Annotated in this window: 11 protein-coding genes; 6 read left to right on the top strand and 5 right to left on the bottom strand. The window is 45.5% G+C overall.

The genetic code is table 11. The annotated features are described in order from the left end of the window. The first annotated feature begins 12 nt into the window (after positions 1-12). The 4 genes from MKZ04_RS06155 to MKZ04_RS06140 are packed head-to-tail and all read left to right on the top strand — an operon-like array spanning position 13 to position 4,571. Positions 13-1,119 (top strand): spore germination protein, encoded by a 1,107-nt coding sequence (locus MKZ04_RS06155; protein ID WP_341045540.1) that lies wholly within the window; start codon positions 13-15, stop codon positions 1,117-1,119. Between the two features lie 30 nt (positions 1,120-1,149). Next, positions 1,150-2,250 carry a spore germination protein gene (locus tag MKZ04_RS06150; RefSeq protein ID WP_145654373.1) on the top strand — a complete coding sequence of 367 codons (1,101 nt, stop codon included), beginning with the start codon at positions 1,150-1,152 and terminating at the stop codon, positions 2,248-2,250. Further along, positions 2,237-3,433, top strand: coding sequence for a Ger(x)C family spore germination protein (locus tag MKZ04_RS06145; protein ID WP_328067242.1), 1,197 nt, complete (start codon positions 2,237-2,239; stop codon positions 3,431-3,433). Before MKZ04_RS06150 ends, MKZ04_RS06145 begins: the two co-directional genes overlap by 14 nt. 40 nt (positions 3,434-3,473) lie before the next feature. Further along, positions 3,474-4,571, top strand: a complete 1,098-nt coding sequence (locus MKZ04_RS06140; protein WP_326250822.1) for a spore germination protein — start codon at positions 3,474-3,476, stop codon at positions 4,569-4,571. Positions 4,572-4,575: 4 nt separating this feature from the next. On the opposite strand, the gene MKZ04_RS06135 is transcribed toward MKZ04_RS06140, so the two are convergent. Continuing rightward, complete coding sequence (locus MKZ04_RS06135; protein ID WP_261380506.1) at positions 4,576-6,033, bottom strand: MDR family MFS transporter; 1,458 nt, start codon at positions 6,031-6,033, stop codon at positions 4,576-4,578. A gap of 201 nt (positions 6,034-6,234) precedes the next feature. On the opposite strand from MKZ04_RS06135, the gene MKZ04_RS06130 reads away from it, so the two are divergent. Next, positions 6,235-6,711, top strand: a complete 477-nt coding sequence (locus tag MKZ04_RS06130) for a MarR family winged helix-turn-helix transcriptional regulator (RefSeq protein WP_023855731.1) — start codon at positions 6,235-6,237, stop codon at positions 6,709-6,711. A 40-nt stretch (positions 6,712-6,751) separates the two neighbouring features. Here the strand turns inward: MKZ04_RS06130 and MKZ04_RS06125 are convergent, their stop codons facing one another. The 3 genes from MKZ04_RS06125 to ppsA all read right to left on the bottom strand — a co-directional run bounded on the left by MKZ04_RS06125 (position 6,752) and on the right by ppsA (position 13,395). Then, positions 6,752-8,791, bottom strand: coding sequence for a molybdopterin-containing oxidoreductase family protein (locus MKZ04_RS06125; RefSeq protein ID WP_023855732.1), 2,040 nt, complete (start codon positions 8,789-8,791; stop codon positions 6,752-6,754). 146 nt (positions 8,792-8,937) lie between these two features. Beyond that, on the bottom strand, positions 8,938-10,362 hold the full coding sequence (locus MKZ04_RS06120; RefSeq protein ID WP_026579590.1) for an MDR family MFS transporter: 1,425 nt from the start codon (positions 10,360-10,362) through the stop codon (positions 8,938-8,940). A 438-nt stretch (positions 10,363-10,800) separates the two neighbouring features. Continuing rightward, positions 10,801-13,395 (bottom strand): phosphoenolpyruvate synthase, encoded by a 2,595-nt coding sequence (ppsA, locus tag MKZ04_RS06115; RefSeq protein WP_095292030.1) that lies wholly within the window; start codon positions 13,393-13,395, stop codon positions 10,801-10,803. A 342-nt stretch (positions 13,396-13,737) separates the two neighbouring features. On the opposite strand from ppsA, the gene MKZ04_RS06110 reads away from it, so the two are divergent. Continuing rightward, positions 13,738-14,454 (top strand): 3-ketoacyl-ACP reductase, encoded by a 717-nt coding sequence (locus MKZ04_RS06110; protein WP_020451729.1) that lies wholly within the window; start codon positions 13,738-13,740, stop codon positions 14,452-14,454. A gap of 46 nt (positions 14,455-14,500) precedes the next feature. On the opposite strand, the gene MKZ04_RS06105 is transcribed toward MKZ04_RS06110, so the two are convergent. Then, entirely contained in the window at positions 14,501-15,715 is a 1,215-nt protein-coding gene (locus tag MKZ04_RS06105; protein WP_020451728.1) for a cytochrome P450, read from the bottom strand. Positions 15,716-15,795 lie beyond the last annotated feature (80 nt).

Genomic DNA, 15,795 nt, shown 5'->3' with positions numbered 1-15,795 from the left:
GAGAAAACGCTTATGATGGTCAGGCAAGAAGAGCGCATTACCACTTCGCAAACAGCTGTTATCATCACCAATTTCCTGCTTGGGACAGGGATCCTGACACTTCCGCGAACGTCTGTTGACGAGGTCGGAACCCCTGATGTTTGGATCACGCTTATATTAGGCGGCTTAGTCGCTCTCTTGGCCGCGGTCATCATGGTAAAGCTCAACCATCAATATCCTGATAAAACCTTTTATGAATACAGTCAGGACATCATCGGCAAATGGATCGGCAGCATGATCAGCTTGTTTTTCGTATCTTATCTATTGGCCCATTCCGGTTTTCAGGTCCGCTCGATGCTTGAAATCATCCGCTTTTTTTTACTGGAAGGAACACCCCGCTGGGCCATTGTCATGATTTTTTTATGGGTGGGATTATACTTGATCGTTGGCGGTTTAAGTTCGATCGCCCGATTGTTCCAAATCGTGCTCCCCATTACATTTATTCTTTTTCTGCTGGTCGTGTTTATGGGTATCGGAATTTTTGATGTGGACAACTTGCGTCCTGTACTTGGCAAGGGAATAGGGCCTGTCTTAAAAGGAATAAAGGTGACCGCATTGTCTTTTTCAGGTATTGAAATCATTTTGATCCTGATGCCCTTCATGTATCAGCCTCGCAAGGCCATTCATACGGTTGTGATCGGGATCGCCATCCCTTTGCTTTTCTATATGATCACCGTCGTTATGGTAATCGGCGCCCTGTCTATAGACGGGGTGGTATCACGAACCTGGCCGACGATTGATTTAATGAGAAGCTTTGAAATACCCGGTCTGATATTTGAACGGTTTGAGTCTTTGCTGCTGGTCATCTGGATCATGCAGCTGTTCTGTACCTTTGTCATTTCTTTTTATGGCGCAGCGTTAGGCTTGGCCCAGCTCTTTCAAACAAATATTCGCCCGATGCTGTTTGCTTTGCTTCCGGTGATTTATCTCATGGCCATGCTTCCGAAAAATATCAACAATATGTTTGCATTTGGAGACTTTATTGGAAACTGCGGTGTTTATTTAGGCGGCTTGACACCGCTCCTCCTGCTGGTGATCTCAAAAATCAGAAGGAGGAAACAGGGAACTGACAGAGGCTGATGATTGAAAAAGGAAAGGGGGGATTTCTCCATGATAGTGAGTCAGCAAGACAAAATCACCGTTTCACAAACCGGCATTGTCATCACGAATTTTCTGCTGGGAACTGGCATCTTGACACTGCCGCGGACATCTGTGGAGGCGGTCAAGACGCCGGATGTCTGGCTGTCTGTTGCATTTGGAGGATTGATTGCTCTATTGGCAGGTTTCATCATGGTGAAATTAAGCATGGAGTACCCCGAAAAAACGTTATATCAATACAGCCGCGATATCATTGGCAAGTGGCTGGGAGGGCTTTTCAGCCTGTTTTTGATTTGCTATTTTCTCGCAACGTCAAGTTTCCAAGTCCGCTCTGTTACAGAGGTTATGGGATTTTACTTACTGGAAGACACGCCGCTTTGGGCGATGGCGATGGTTTTTTTATGGAGCGGGATCTATTTACTAACCGGCGGGATCAATCCGATTGCCCGGCTTTATGAAATCATTTTTCCGATTACGGTTCTCATTTTTCTGGTCGTCATTTTTATGAGCGCAAGCATATTCGAAATGGACAATTTGCGCCCGGTTCTCGGGAAAGGGATCGTGCCGGTGATGCAAGGAGTCAAGACAACGTCTTTTGCCTATACAGGCATAGAAATCATGCTGATTATCGTTCCTTTTATGAGAAAGCCTGAAAAAGCGTTGAAAGCTACTTTGATCGGAATTTCTTTTCCAATCATCTTTTATATGATTACCGTTATTATGGTGATCGGTGCACTGTCGATCGATGGAGTGACATCACGAACATGGCCGACAATTGACTTGATGCGGAGCTTTGAAATACCGGGGCTGATATTTGAACGGTTTGAGTCCTTTCTGCTGGTCATCTGGATCATGCAAATATTCTCCAATTTTACAATCAGTTATTATGCCGCTGCTGTAGGTCTTTCGCAACTCTTAAAGAAAAAGATGGAACCGATTCTATTCACCTTGCTCCCGGTCATTTATCTCATTGCGATGACGCCTAAAAATATAGATCAGCTCTTTCAAATGGGAGATCTGATCGGCAACAGCGCCATCTTTTTAGTCGGGCTCATCCCGCTCATGCTTTTGGTGATATCGAAAGTAAGGAGGAGAAAGTTTGAAAAAAATTAACACCATTCGCTACTTAACGATTGCTTTACTTTTGTTTTTATTAACCGGATGCTGGAGCAGCCATGAAATTGAAGAGCTGGGTCTCACATTTGCGATGGGGATTGACAAAGGCAAAGAAACCGAACTCGAAAAAAAATTTGACGAAATGGGAGGTGATTACCCGAAAAAAAACCGGATCACGATGATCTATCAATACGTGAACGAACAAGCAGCCGGGTCAAAATCGACCGGAGGAAGCACTGATCAAAAATCGTATATTAACGTTTATGGAACGGGAGACTCGCTTCAGCAAATTAACTCCGAAGTAGCATTAAGACAGGACAGACCTGTGTTCAGTCCTCATTTAAAGGTAATTGTCATCGCCGCTGAGCTTCTCCGCACTTATTCGCTGGCAGAACTGCTTGATCAGCCTCTCCGCGATAATGAAATCAGGCCAAGCAGTATGGTGATCGTCACAAGAGGGCGGGCGAGAGACACGCTTGAGCTGAAGGAAACCGGCGAGTTGCCGGCGTTTCGTCTGCGAAAAATCGTCGAAAATGAATATAAAGCGAAAAAAATTCTTCCTCCTGTGACACTTGCCAAACTGACAGGCAAAATGAGGTCAGGAACAAGCTATCTGCTTCAAAATGTTATTGGTACCGATGGGGAAGTCAAATATGCAGGAGCAGCCGCGATCAACGGAAAAACCAATAAGCTGATCGGTTATTTGGATGAACATGACTTAGAAGGGATAATGTGGATCACTGGAATGGGAATTGGAGGCACGGTTAAAAGTTATGATCCGGAAGAAAAAAAAGTGACCGCATTTGGTGTCGAAACGATTAAAAGCGACATCAAGCCCATTGTCAAAGGAAACCGTCTTTCTTTTGAAGTAAACGTGAAGTCAGATGGGTATCTTGCGGAAAACTGGAGCACGAATGAAAAAGCTTTTGATAACAAATTTTTAGAAAAAGTCGAAAAAACAACCGCGAAAACGGTAAAAAAAACGATGGAGAACATTACAAAAAAAATGAAAACAGAATACAAAGCAGATCTTGCTGGATTTGGAAACGAGCTGAGAATCAAGCATCCGAGACTTTGGGAAAAACTAAAGAAAAATTGGGATGAGACTTTTACCGATATACCGATTACATTTCATGTTCAAATTGCGATTAAAGAATACGGAACCGTTGGGGATCAGTAAACAGAAGCACTTCTAATCACGAAAGGCGGAGAAATACGCAATGATCCGTTCCGAAGATAAAATTACGACTTCTCAGGCCATCATTGTCTTTGTCAGTTATATTATGGCGGCCGGAATTCTCACCTTGCCAAGAACCGCTGCAGAGGAGGCCGGTACGCCGGATGTATGGATTTCCGTCCTATTAGGCGGACTTGTCACAATGGCAGCCGGTGTGGTGATGACAAAATTAAGCCAGGATTACCCCGGGCAAACATTTTTTCAATATGGGGAAGACATTGTTGGAAAGTGGCTCAGTATTGTAATCAGCCTACTGTTTATTGAGCATTTTGTGATGATTGCAGCTTTTGAAGCAAGAATTATGGCAGAAGTCATCACCTTTTTTTTGCTGCAGCAAACACCGATTTGGGCGATCGTCATGTCGATGATGTGGGTCGGATTTTATTCGATAAAAGACGGTATGGGGTCGCTTGCCCGTTTATTTGAAATCATTTTTCCGATTACAATCCTTTTCTTTTTAACCGTCGTATTTATGAGTTTTGGCATATTCGAACTGGATAACCTGCGGCCAGTCCTCGGGAAAGGCATCATGCCGGCATTAAAGGGGGCAAAAGCGACAGCAATTTCGTTTATCAGCGCAGAGGTGATGTTGTTCCTTTTGGCGTTCATGAAAAAGCCGAAAAATGGTGTCAAAGTCGTTGTCATGGGAATCGGCATCGCAATGCTCTTTTACTTAACAACGGTCGTATTTGTGATTGGAGGGCTGTCGGTTGAAGGGGTGACCGCGACGACATGGCCGACGCTTAATCTCATCCGCAGTTTTGAAATGCCCGGCTTGATATTTGAACGCTTTGAATCGCTGCTCCTTGTCATCTGGATTATGCAGCTGTTTGCGACTTTTTCCGTCTCATTTTACGCTGCGTCACTGGGGCTGTCGCAAATTTTCAAAAAAAAGAGCAGACCGGTTATGTTCGGTCTGCTTCCGGTGATGTATTTGCTCGCAATAACGCCAAAAAAGATCGATAATGTATTTTCTCTCGGCGACATGATCGGCTATCAAGCGATTGTTTTATTCGGTATTTTGCCGATTCTGCTTTTATTGATTTCGAAAACAAGAAAAAAGAAACCTTTGCAAAGCTAGATGTTCAGCCCGCTTTGTTTACTTGCTTCTTAGCTCTCGGTTTCACCCTGTCATTCGGCATGAAAAACACGAGCAAAAAGGCGGCCGCTGCGGGGAAAATTGCCCAAGTAAACGTATGAACAATCGAATGTGACAGCGCCTCGGTGATGTGATTTAAAATATCCGGTGGCATTGATGCCCGGGCACTAGACAAAATCTGGTTGGCATCATTCGGTGAGGCGAGATTTGAAGCGCCTGTGCTTTTAAACATATCTTCCATCTGTTCTGAAAATTGGTTTTTTTGAATCATGCCGAACATACTGGCGCCGATCGTCATGCCGAGAGAGCGCATAAAGTTGCTCGTAGAAGTCGCTGAGCCGCGCTGTTCCGGGCCGAAATGATGGATAGCCGCCATGCTTAATACAGAGAAAGAAAAACCGACTCCCAAGCCGACAACAATCATATAAATGGTTAATAATAAACGCGGAGTGTCAATGTTAAGCGTGCTTAATAAAGAAAACCCGCTGACGAGAACCAGTCCGGAGATGAGCATAATGTTCCGGTAGCTCATTTTTGTCGTTAAGAATCCGCCAAGCTGGGCTGATACGACAGAGCCGAGCATCATCGGCAAAAGAACAAGCCCGGAGTTTGTCGCAGAATCTCCGTAAACACCCTGAACAAAGATCGGAATCTGGATGGTCGCCGAAATAAATGTCCCGCCGTAAAATAAAGCGACAAGCGTGCTGCCGGCAAACAGCCGGTTTTTAAACATATGAAACGAAATGATCGGTTCACTGGCATTACGTTCGATCATGAGGAAGCAAACCAATAAGACGGCTGCACTTCCGAAAAGAGTAAGGATGACATTCGAATCCCAGGCGTATTTCTCGCCGCCGAGCTCCAACGCAAACATGAGGCAGACGACCGCTCCTACGAGCGTGATCGCCCCTAGCCAATCAATGCGATGCTTTTCATGCTGTTTCGTTTCTTTGTAAAATAGAAGAATGAAAACAAAAGAAACCATACCGAGCGGCAGATTCATATAAAAAATCCAGTGCCAGCTGATGTAGTCAGTGACATAGGCGCCGATGAGCGGTCCGAAAATGCTCGAAAGGCCAAAAACAGCGCCGAAAAGTCCAGTGATCTTACCGCGTTTTTCCAGCGGGAAAATATCAAAAATGATGGTAAAAGCAATCGGAATGAGCGCGCCTCCGCCAATTCCTTGGATCGCGCGGTAAATGCTGAGCTGCTCAATGGTTGTAGCCGTTCCGCACAATGCTGATCCCGCCATGAACACGATGCTGCCAAAAAGAAAAAAACGTTTTCTTCCATACATATCCGACAGCTTGCCGAATATCGGCATGCCGGCCATTTCAGCGACCATAAAGGCAGATACAACCCAGACAAAGCTGTCGAGTCCGCCAAGATCGCCGACAATTGTTCCCATTGCCGTGACAACGATGGTATTGTCCATCGAAGCCATCAAAATAGCAAGCAAAAGCCCTGCTACAACAAATCCTAATTTTTGATTTTGAGTTTGTGACAAATCAATCTATTCTCCTTTAAATAAATTCGTTCTAAAGCAGCGTTTGGCATGGACGCTTCATCCTGTTATGATCATTTATATCAGGAAATAAATATCTTAGCTGCTAAGACATAATGATTTTATAGAAGGGTGTTACCGATGTCAAGAACAAATCATATTGAAGGAGAAGGGCTGCTCAACGAGCTGATACAGCAGTTGAGATTTCACAGCACCGCAACCATTTTTCTGCACGAGGCGATCGGCGAGAAAATCGGACTGAACGCCACGGATCATAAATGCCTTGAGATTATCGCGCGGGAAGGGAAAGTAACAGCGGGGGAGCTTGCCGCAAAAAGCGGGCTGACAACGGGAGCGATCACAGGCGTGATCGACCGCCTTGAGAAAACGGGCTATGTCAGACGCATCAGGGATTCGTCCGACAGAAGGCGTCTTTTAGTCGAACTGATCCCGGAAAACATGGAGAAGATCTCTCATATCTTTCAAGACTTGGCGCAAGAATCTGCCGGATTTTTAAGCCGATATTCAGAGGGGGAACTGCAAACCATTATCAAATTTTTGAAAAACAGCACGGCGTTCGCCGCTGATTATGCCAAAACTTTAAAGAAGACAAAGTGACAAAAGACCGGTTTGTTTTCAACCGGTCTTTTGTACACGTTCATATTTTTTCAATTTGAACTCTTCCGGAAAAGAAAGTTGCTCCACCGCCCATATCAGCTAATCGATCAGGCGTCAGCGCATTGACGAGATAATGCTTCCCATCTGCATCCGCCCATAATCCTTGGCTGACGGCCACACCCGGAAGGACGTGTTCTCCGACCGCAGCGGGCAGGATACATGATCCGCGGTCATTCCAAACCTTCACCAAATCTCCGTTTTCGATGCCTTTTTCTTCGGCATCCTTTCTATTTAAGTGAAGTTTCGGCTCCTTTTCTAGTTTGATATGCTTTTCATTGTTTGAAAAGGTCGAATTTAAAAAATTATGATTCGGTCCGGGTACAAATAAAAACGGATACTTGTCAGTTTCAACAAGCGGGGTATGAGTCGGCAGGCCCGGATAGCCGTGCTGTTCCATCAGTTTTGAGTACAATTCAATTTTTCCGCTGGGCGTTGGCAGTTTATCAGGAAAAATCGTTTTCCGATTGGCTTTGACAAAATGCTTTTCAGTCAGGCTGTCGTAGTCAATGCCGTCGAGCCACGGATTATCAGGGTAGTCTAGCGCCTGTCTGATCATCTCTTCGTCGGAATCTTTCAGCGGTTCATCATCAAAGCCCAGCGCCTCAGCCAAAAGTCTGAATACTTCTGTATTTGACTTGCTCTCACCGTATTTTTCAATAACAGGCTGCTGAATTTGCGCATAATGGTGCCAATATGATGTATAGAAATCCGTATTTTCGAAAGCGGAAGAAGCCGGCAGGACGATATCGGCATACCGTGCCGTTTCCGTCAGGAATAAATCGTGAACAACCGTGAATAAATCTTCGCGCTCAAGCCCTTTCCTGACTTTGTTCGCCTCCGGCGCGACGACGGCCGGATTGCTGCTGTACACAAACAGCGAACGGATCGGAGGCTCGGTTTCTAGGAGAGCTTTGCCGAGCTGATTCATGTTGATGACTCTCGGCGTTCTGCCTTTTAGTAAATCGGGACGCTGCAAAGCTTTTGTATTATAGGCCAAAAATGCCGTGTTGCCTTTGATCGCTCCGCCTCCTTTTTTCGTCCATTGGCCCGTGATCGCGGGCAGGCACGCGATGGTGCGAACAATCATTCCTCCATTGTCATGATGCTGAAGACCGTTGCCGATCCGGATCAGGGAAGGGGAGGTGCGGCCGTACAAGCGGGCGAGCTCGATAATATCATTCCGGGATACGCCGGTGATTGCCTCTACAGTGGCGGGATCGTATTGCAGTACATGGCGACGGAGCTCTTCATGGCCGACTGTAAATTCTTTCAGAAATGGTTCATCAGCCAAATTTTCCTCGAATAAGACATGCATAATGCCAAGCGCAAGCGCGCTGTCCGTGCCGGGACGAATCGGAATAAACCAATCCGCCATCCGCCCTGTCTGATTTTTATGAACGTCGATCACAACGATTTTTGCACCGTTTTTCCGGGCTTTTTGAGCAATAGTGATTTGATGCATGTTGGTTGAGACTGCATTGATTCCCCAAAAGATAAACAGTTTTGTTTCCGTTGTATCTTCAGGGTCTGTGCCGATGCTTCCGCCCATCGTGTATTTATAGCCGACAGAACCGGCAGGAGTGCAAATCGCCCGGTCAAGCTGGCTCGACCCGAGGCGGTGAAAAAAGCGCCTGTCCATTCCTTCAGCCGTCAAATTCCCCATATTGCCGTAAAAGCTGTAGGGCAGAATGCTTTCGGGGCCTTCCTGTTCAATGAGCGACTGCCAGCGGGAGCGAATCGTTTCAATTGCTTCATCCCAGCTGATCGGTTCAAAAATCCCGTCACCTTTTGGACCCGTCCGTTTCAGCGGAGTTTTCAGCCGTTTGGGATCATAAATACGCTCCGTCATATTGCGGACTTTATTGCAAATATTGCCCTGTGTGACCGGATGATCCGGGTCGCCTTGTATTTTAACGATTTTTCCGTCTTTTTTATGAACGAGCAGCCCGCATTGATCCGGGCAGTCGAGCGAACATACGGATTTGAAAATCCCGTCTTTTTGATCAACAAATGACTCCATGGAATCCGTTCCTTTCCGATAAAATGAATATGATTCTAGCATTATATCACAAAATCTCGTCAATTCTGAAAATAAGAGCCGAAAGAATCGCGGCAGAACAACGATAAAAAAGGATGCCCCTGGAAGGACATCCTTTAAGTTTTTGTTTATTCTTTATCAAAATCAGGCGCGACCGCTTTTTTAATAAATAAAGCGGTAAAGAAAGCGATACAGCATAAAGCAAGCGCAAACCAGTAGGCATGGTGAACACCGTGTGTCATCGCTTCATGCACGATTTGTGGGCTTGCGGCTTCTTGTCCGGCAAGATAGCTTTTCTGGCCTTGGCTCATGATGCTGACGAACACCGAAACACCGAGTGCGCCTGCAACAGGCTGAAGCGTGTTGGCGATTGCCGTTCCATGAGGATATAAATGTTTCGGCAATTCGTTTAATGCATTCGTCTGCGCAGGCATCATGATGGCTGAGATCGACAGCATCAAGATGATGTACACAATAATAAACGCCCAGACCGGCACAGAAGGATTGATCCTGCTGAAGAAAAACATCACGCCGACGAGAACGATCGTACCCGGAATGATGAGTTTTCTCGGCCCGAACTTATCGAATAAAGCGCCCATGGCCGGTGACATGAGACCGTTTAGCAAGGCCCCGGGCAAAAGTAAAAGCCCTGCTGCTTTGGCTGTAAAACCAAGCGGTCCTTGCAAATACATCGGCATCACGATTTCGGAAGCGAACATCGCCATAATGACAATCACAAATAGGCAGACCCCGCGCGTGTAATTTTTATAGGCGAACACACGCACATCGAGCAACGGTTGTTCAAGCTTCAGCTGACGAAGCACGAACAACACGATACTGATCAGGCTGACGATGATTACACCGATGATCAGAGGGGACTGAAACCCTTCCGGAGCCTCTCCGGCACTGCTGAATCCGTATACGATTCCGCCGATCCCGATGGTTGAGAGAACGATCGATAAAAAATCAGCCCGCGGGCGCGTCGCTTCTCCGACATTTTGCAAATACTTCACCGCAAACAAGATTGAAAATACTGCAAAAGGGATGACGATAATAAACAGCCAGCGCCAGCCGAGGATGTCAACAATGACGCCCGAAAGAGTGGGGCCGATCGCCGGAGCAAACATGATGACCAAACCGAACGTCCCCATGATTTTCCCGCGGACTTCAGGCCGATAAATGAGCAAGAGCGCGTTCATAATAATAGGGATCAAGAGACCTGTACCGACCGCCTGAATCATGCGCCCCGTCAAGAGCATCGGAAAATTCACTGCACAAGCGGCGATGATGGTTCCGACTAAAAAAATCGACATGACGCCGATAAACATCTGTCTTGTCGTGAACCATTGAATCAGTAAAGCGGAAATAGGCATTAAAACACCCATGACAAGCATAAATCCGGTTGCCAGCCATTGAACAGTCGGGGCATCAACGTGAAAGACTTCCATCAGCTCTGTTAATGCGATGTTCAACAGCGTTTCATTTAATATTGCAAAAAATGCACCAATCATGAAGGTGACTAATATTGCTTTGGAATTAAACTTTTTCTCCATATCAAACCTCCTGTAATACAATTTACCCAAAAACATGACGACAAATGATATGTAGGATTCCCGAATATCTGGAGTCCCAATTTGTTTCTTTCGTTTTTCATCTTATATAATAACGTGTCTCCACCGCCGTTCATTGTTTTTCTTCATGATTGGCAACTATATGAGTATACTCGGTTTTACCCATATTTACAATAAAATTGTCAGGTTCATCTTTTGAAGTTAACGTATGGATGATTATGAAAAGACAGGGAGGGAAGGACATAGATCATCTTTTCAGTCAAATCAGCCGATTATTACAGGTATAATTTACCTGTATTGCTGGCAGCTGTTCTGACTGAAGAAAATTATCTCCGGATCCTTTCCCTGATAGATACTAAATCTGAAGAGTTCTTTTAAATGCACTGTCGACTCCCGTATTTATTTGGGCAACAGACACCATTACAATATTTCGATATATCCCTCTGTGCCATGCACGCGAATTTGTTGCCCATCTTTTATCAGCCCAGTCGCATTCTCCACTCCGACGACTGCCGGCAGGCCATATTCGCGTGCGATCACTGCTCCGTGGGTCATCAATCCGCCGACTTCGGTGACCAGGCCTTTTATGGATACAAATAATGGTGTCCAGCCTGGGTCGGTAAAGGAGGTGACTAATATATCTCCATCTTCCAGATCGGCATTTTCCATGTTTAAAATGACACGTGCTCTTCCTTCTATCACTCCGGAAGAAACAGGCAGGCCTGCAATCGCATTAGGCGGCAAATTTTCTCGTTTGTACGCACTTGTAATGATTTCGCCATCAGACGTGATCACACGCGGTGGAGTTAGTTTTTCATATAATTTGTACTCGTCTTTCCGTTTGCTGATGATCTGGTTATCTATTTTTTTTGTGCGTGCGACTTCGTGAAGCTCTTCAAAAGTGAGGTAGTATATATCTTCTTTTTCATGAATAACGCCCGCTTGTACGAGTTGTTCGGCTTTTTTCAGCAATGCCTGCTTATATACGAAGTAGCGACTGACTATGCCGTATTTTGGATATTCCCGGTAGCCGATGAAATTCCGGATGAGGTTGATCATTCGTTTTGTTTCTTTCGCTTTTTGTTCACCATCCGGCAATTGCTTCAATCGATCAATTAACTCTTGTTCTTTTTCCAAAGCAGCCCGCCGCCCTTGCTCAAACTTTCGATTGCCGGCGTTAGGCTCGAAGTTTTTGATATGACTAAGAATCATGGGGACAAGTGTAATTGGTTTTTCACTCCAGCGAGGTCTTGTAATATCAATTTCTCCAGGACAACGCATTCCGTATTTGCTGAGATAATCATAAATAGCGTCTTGGATTTCCTTTCCACCATTAAACTTAACCAGTTCATCGAGAAAGTGATCTTCTTTTGCATGCTGCAAATAATCAATCACTTCTGGATAAGGGCGAATCACATCCGCGACATCCATCAGCGCCAGACCCATTTCCGAAGTAATATTGCCCGGTACAGATTGAGAAAGGGTATCAGCGGCGTTTTTTTCGCCTAGCCACTTGTTCATGTTTTCATTGATCCATGTTGTCGCATTTATAGCAGCCATAAACACAGCCGTACTTTGCGGGTCAAATACGATCTTCTTTAATTGCTGGATATCTTCCAGTATAAAATCAAACAAATCCGATCCCGATTTCGCTTGGATGTTTTGCTTTAACTCTTCGATCGATGTTTGATTGCGCTTCATCAAATCAGAAACGATTGTCGGATCGTTCTCGAATTGCACCGGCATATCTGTTTGACCGTTGCCCGGAATCGGTGCTGTTTGATCATTTGGCATCAATTTTATAAAATCTCGCTCGATTACGGTCATGAGTGCGTCTTTTGTAAGCGGATCTGCTTCCACGGTAGTTAATAAAGCTTCCCGGCCGGCACGTGTCGTCAGCCTAGGCGCAACATCAACAAACAATCTCCCGCCGGCTTTACGCATAGGTGCAGGAGTAATTAACAGATAAAAAGACAATCCCAACGGTTTAATGGGATCAGTCATCATTTGCTGATGACCAACAGATAGATAGACGTGATTTTCCTGATCATTCGTTTCAGGGATCGGGAATAAAGTCGTGATCGGCCGGCTCTGAACAATATAAAATGTATCATCAGCCAAACACCATTCGATATCTTGCGGCTGGCCGAAATGAGCTTCGATCTGTCTTCCGATACGTGCCAGCTGTAAAATTTGCCCGTCAGTGAGTGCTTGAGACATCTGCTGATCAGGATCGATCTGCTTTGTCTCTGTTCCGCCTTGTGCTCGTCCATAAATCGCCAATTTCTTGGCTGCTATTCTCTTATCGGCGATTTGTCCGTTTTGCACTTTATAACAATCGGCAGAGACCAAGCCGGAGACCAGAGCTTCTCCAAGTCCAAAACCGGCATCGATTGAAAGCAGTTTCCGGTTGGAAGTCATCGGATCAGCGGTAAATAAAATCCCTGAAGCATGCGGGAAAACCATCTTTTGAATGATAACGGATAAATAAACTTGCCTGTGATCGAATCCATTCTGCATACGGTAGATGACCGCGCGCTCCGTGAACAGGGAAGCCCAGCATTTGCTGATATGCTGCAAGATCGCATCCTTGCCGATAACATTTAAATAGGTATCTTGTTGACCTGCAAAAGAAGCATGCGGCAAATCCTCGGCAGTCGCGCTAGAACGCACTGCATAAGCATGTTTCTCGCCAAATTGAGAGAGATAGTGAGCAACTGCTTTCACAACATCAGCAGGAATTTCTGCTTCCATAATGATTTGCCGAATCTTCCTGCTGATGTCACTAATTTGATCCCGATCCTCAACTTTTAGCATGGCCAGTTGAGCCAGCAACGCTTGGAACGTTTCGTTTCCCTTGACGGCTTTTTGAAATCCTGCTGTCGTGACGCAAAAGCCTTCTGGTACTTGTATTCCTTGAATTTTTGATAATTCCCCTAAATTTAACCCTTTTCCCCCGACAAGCAAAAGCTGTGTTTTTTCCATTTCATGAAAACCGAGAACGAAATGACTCATTCTGCATCTCTCCTTCGAAAAAAAATTTGACAAGAGCTTTCTGATATGGTAGACTTAAAATGTAAGATGGGATATCTATGACACTTAATTTTAAACGTGCGTGATCTGATTATATCATCGCGTCTGTTTTTATGCAATATTAAAAGAACCTGGTAAAACCATGGTTCTTTTTTTGTTTCTTCATGCAATCGAATATAACGATGGCCGATTTAATCCGGTCGGTTCGCGGAAGATGCCAGCTGCGCAGGCGGTTTATTCTTCGCAAGTCGTCATATTTGCAAAAACGTAGTTTATTTTCCTATAATTTAAACGTGTGATACATATAGAAAGGAAGTTTTTCATATGCAATCTTTACAAAACAAAACCGCTCTGATTACAGGAGGGGGAAGAGGGATCGGCCGCGCAACAGCGATTGCCCTTGCAAAAGAAGGCGTACATATCGGCCTTATCGGCCGTACAGCTGCGAATCTTGAAAAAGCAGCAGAGGAATTAAAGGCGTTCGGCGTAAAAGTATCTGTAGCCGCAGCTGACGTAAAGGATTTAACAGCTGTAGAACGTGCAGTCCAATCCGTAAAAGGAGAGCTTGGACAAATCGACATTCTCATTAACAATGCCGGGATCGGCGGGTTTGCAGGATTTCTTGAGCAATCCCCCGAGGAGTGGGAAAATATTGTCCAGGTGAATCTGATGGGAGTTTATAATGTAACACGCGCCGTTCTGCCTGAAATGATCGAAAGAAAAGCCGGCGATATTATTAATATTTCTTCTACAGCAGGCCAAAGGGGAGCAGCCGGGACAAGCGCCTACAGCGCGTCTAAGTTCGCGGTACTCGGACTGACCGAATCGCTGATGCAGGAAGTCAGAAAGCACAATATCCGCGTGAGTGCTCTTACACCGAGCACGGTTGCGACGGACTTGGCAATCGACTCCAAATTAACAGACGGCAATCCGGAACGCGTCATGCAGCCTGAAGATCTGGCGGAATACATGGTTGCCCAACTTAAACTGCATCCGCGCATTTTTATTAAATCAGCGGGCATGTGGTCTACAAACCCTTAAACAATCAGGAAAGGACAGGCTTGAAACAGCCTGTCCTTTTTTCGTGCTATTTTTGCGAAAGGCGTACGGGGAGATGACGGACGCCGAAGACAAACGGACTTTGAATCGCTTCAAGCTCCTCTGAGCTGTCCTTTTCCACGGATGCATGCCGCAGCAAGTAATCGAGTGCGACTTTCGCTTCAAGCCGGGCAAGGGGAGCACCGAGACAAAAGTGGATGCCGAAGCCGAAGCTCATATGAGGGTTTGATTTACGATCAAGCTTAAAGCTGTCAGGGTCGTCAAATTTCAGTTCGTCACGGTTCGCTGAAGCGACCCAGTTGATCACCGTGGAACCTTTTGCAATCCGCACGCCTTTGATGTCAAGGTCTTCAGCCGCCGTGCGGCCGATTGCTTGCACGGGCGGATAATACCGCAGTGTTTCTTCAACAAAAACAGGAACGAGGGACAAATCTTGCCTTACGGCTTCCTGTGTGGCTTTGTCTTCGGTGAGATAGCGGACGCTGTTTGCGATCAGGTTAGTTGTCGTTTCGTTGCCTGCGACCAAAAGAATGATGCAAAAATTCAGCAGTTCTTCTTCTGTCAGCGACTTGCCGTCAACTTCTGCCCGTAGCAAAAGCGAAATCAGGTCGTCTTTTGGCTCTTTTTTGCGCTGCTTGATAATGTTTTTAAAATAATCCGCCAAAAACCGATTGCCTTCTTCACGGCGTTTGTACATCTGTTCAGCGGCTTCAGCCGAGCGGTCTTCCGCACCTGCGACAAGGATGTCTGAATAATGTTTAAACATGAGGCGGTCTTCAGCCGGAACGCCCAAAAGTTCAGCAATGATAATGACGGGAAGGGGAGCAGCCAAGTCATCCACCACATCAAACAAATCCTTCTGTTTCGCTTCGTTAAATAAAAAAGCCGTCACTTCTTCGATATGCGGCTCAAGCTCTTTCACCGCTTTCGGCGTAAAAGCTTTATTAACGATGGCCCTCATTTTTGTGTGTTTCGGCGGGTCCATTGTTAATATGCTTTTTCCTTCCATATTACCGCCGCGTTTTGAAGAGAAAAGCTTCGGGTTTTTTAACACGAATTGAACGTCTTCATACGAAAAGATATCCCAGCATTTTCGCTCATCATCGTAACGCACAGGAGACGTCTTTCTGATCCGGTTATAAATCGGGAACGGAAACAGCCGGTCATTACTGGAGCTGATTTCTTTCATCGGAATCCAATTGGCATAGTGCTTGCTTGATTGAAGTGAATTTGAATTTGCCACGTCAACTCTCTCCTTTAACATGAATCGTTTATACATGATGAACCGGTTCAATCTTTACGTTATCACTATTTTTACAACGG

Source organism: Bacillus sp. FSL W7-1354 (genome assembly GCF_038002405.1).
In the GTDB taxonomy this organism is placed as follows: Bacteria; Bacillota; Bacilli; order Bacillales; family Bacillaceae; genus Bacillus; species Bacillus paralicheniformis.
Note: the sequence above shows the minus strand (reverse complement) of the source record. Positions and strands in the feature narration are given on the sequence as shown.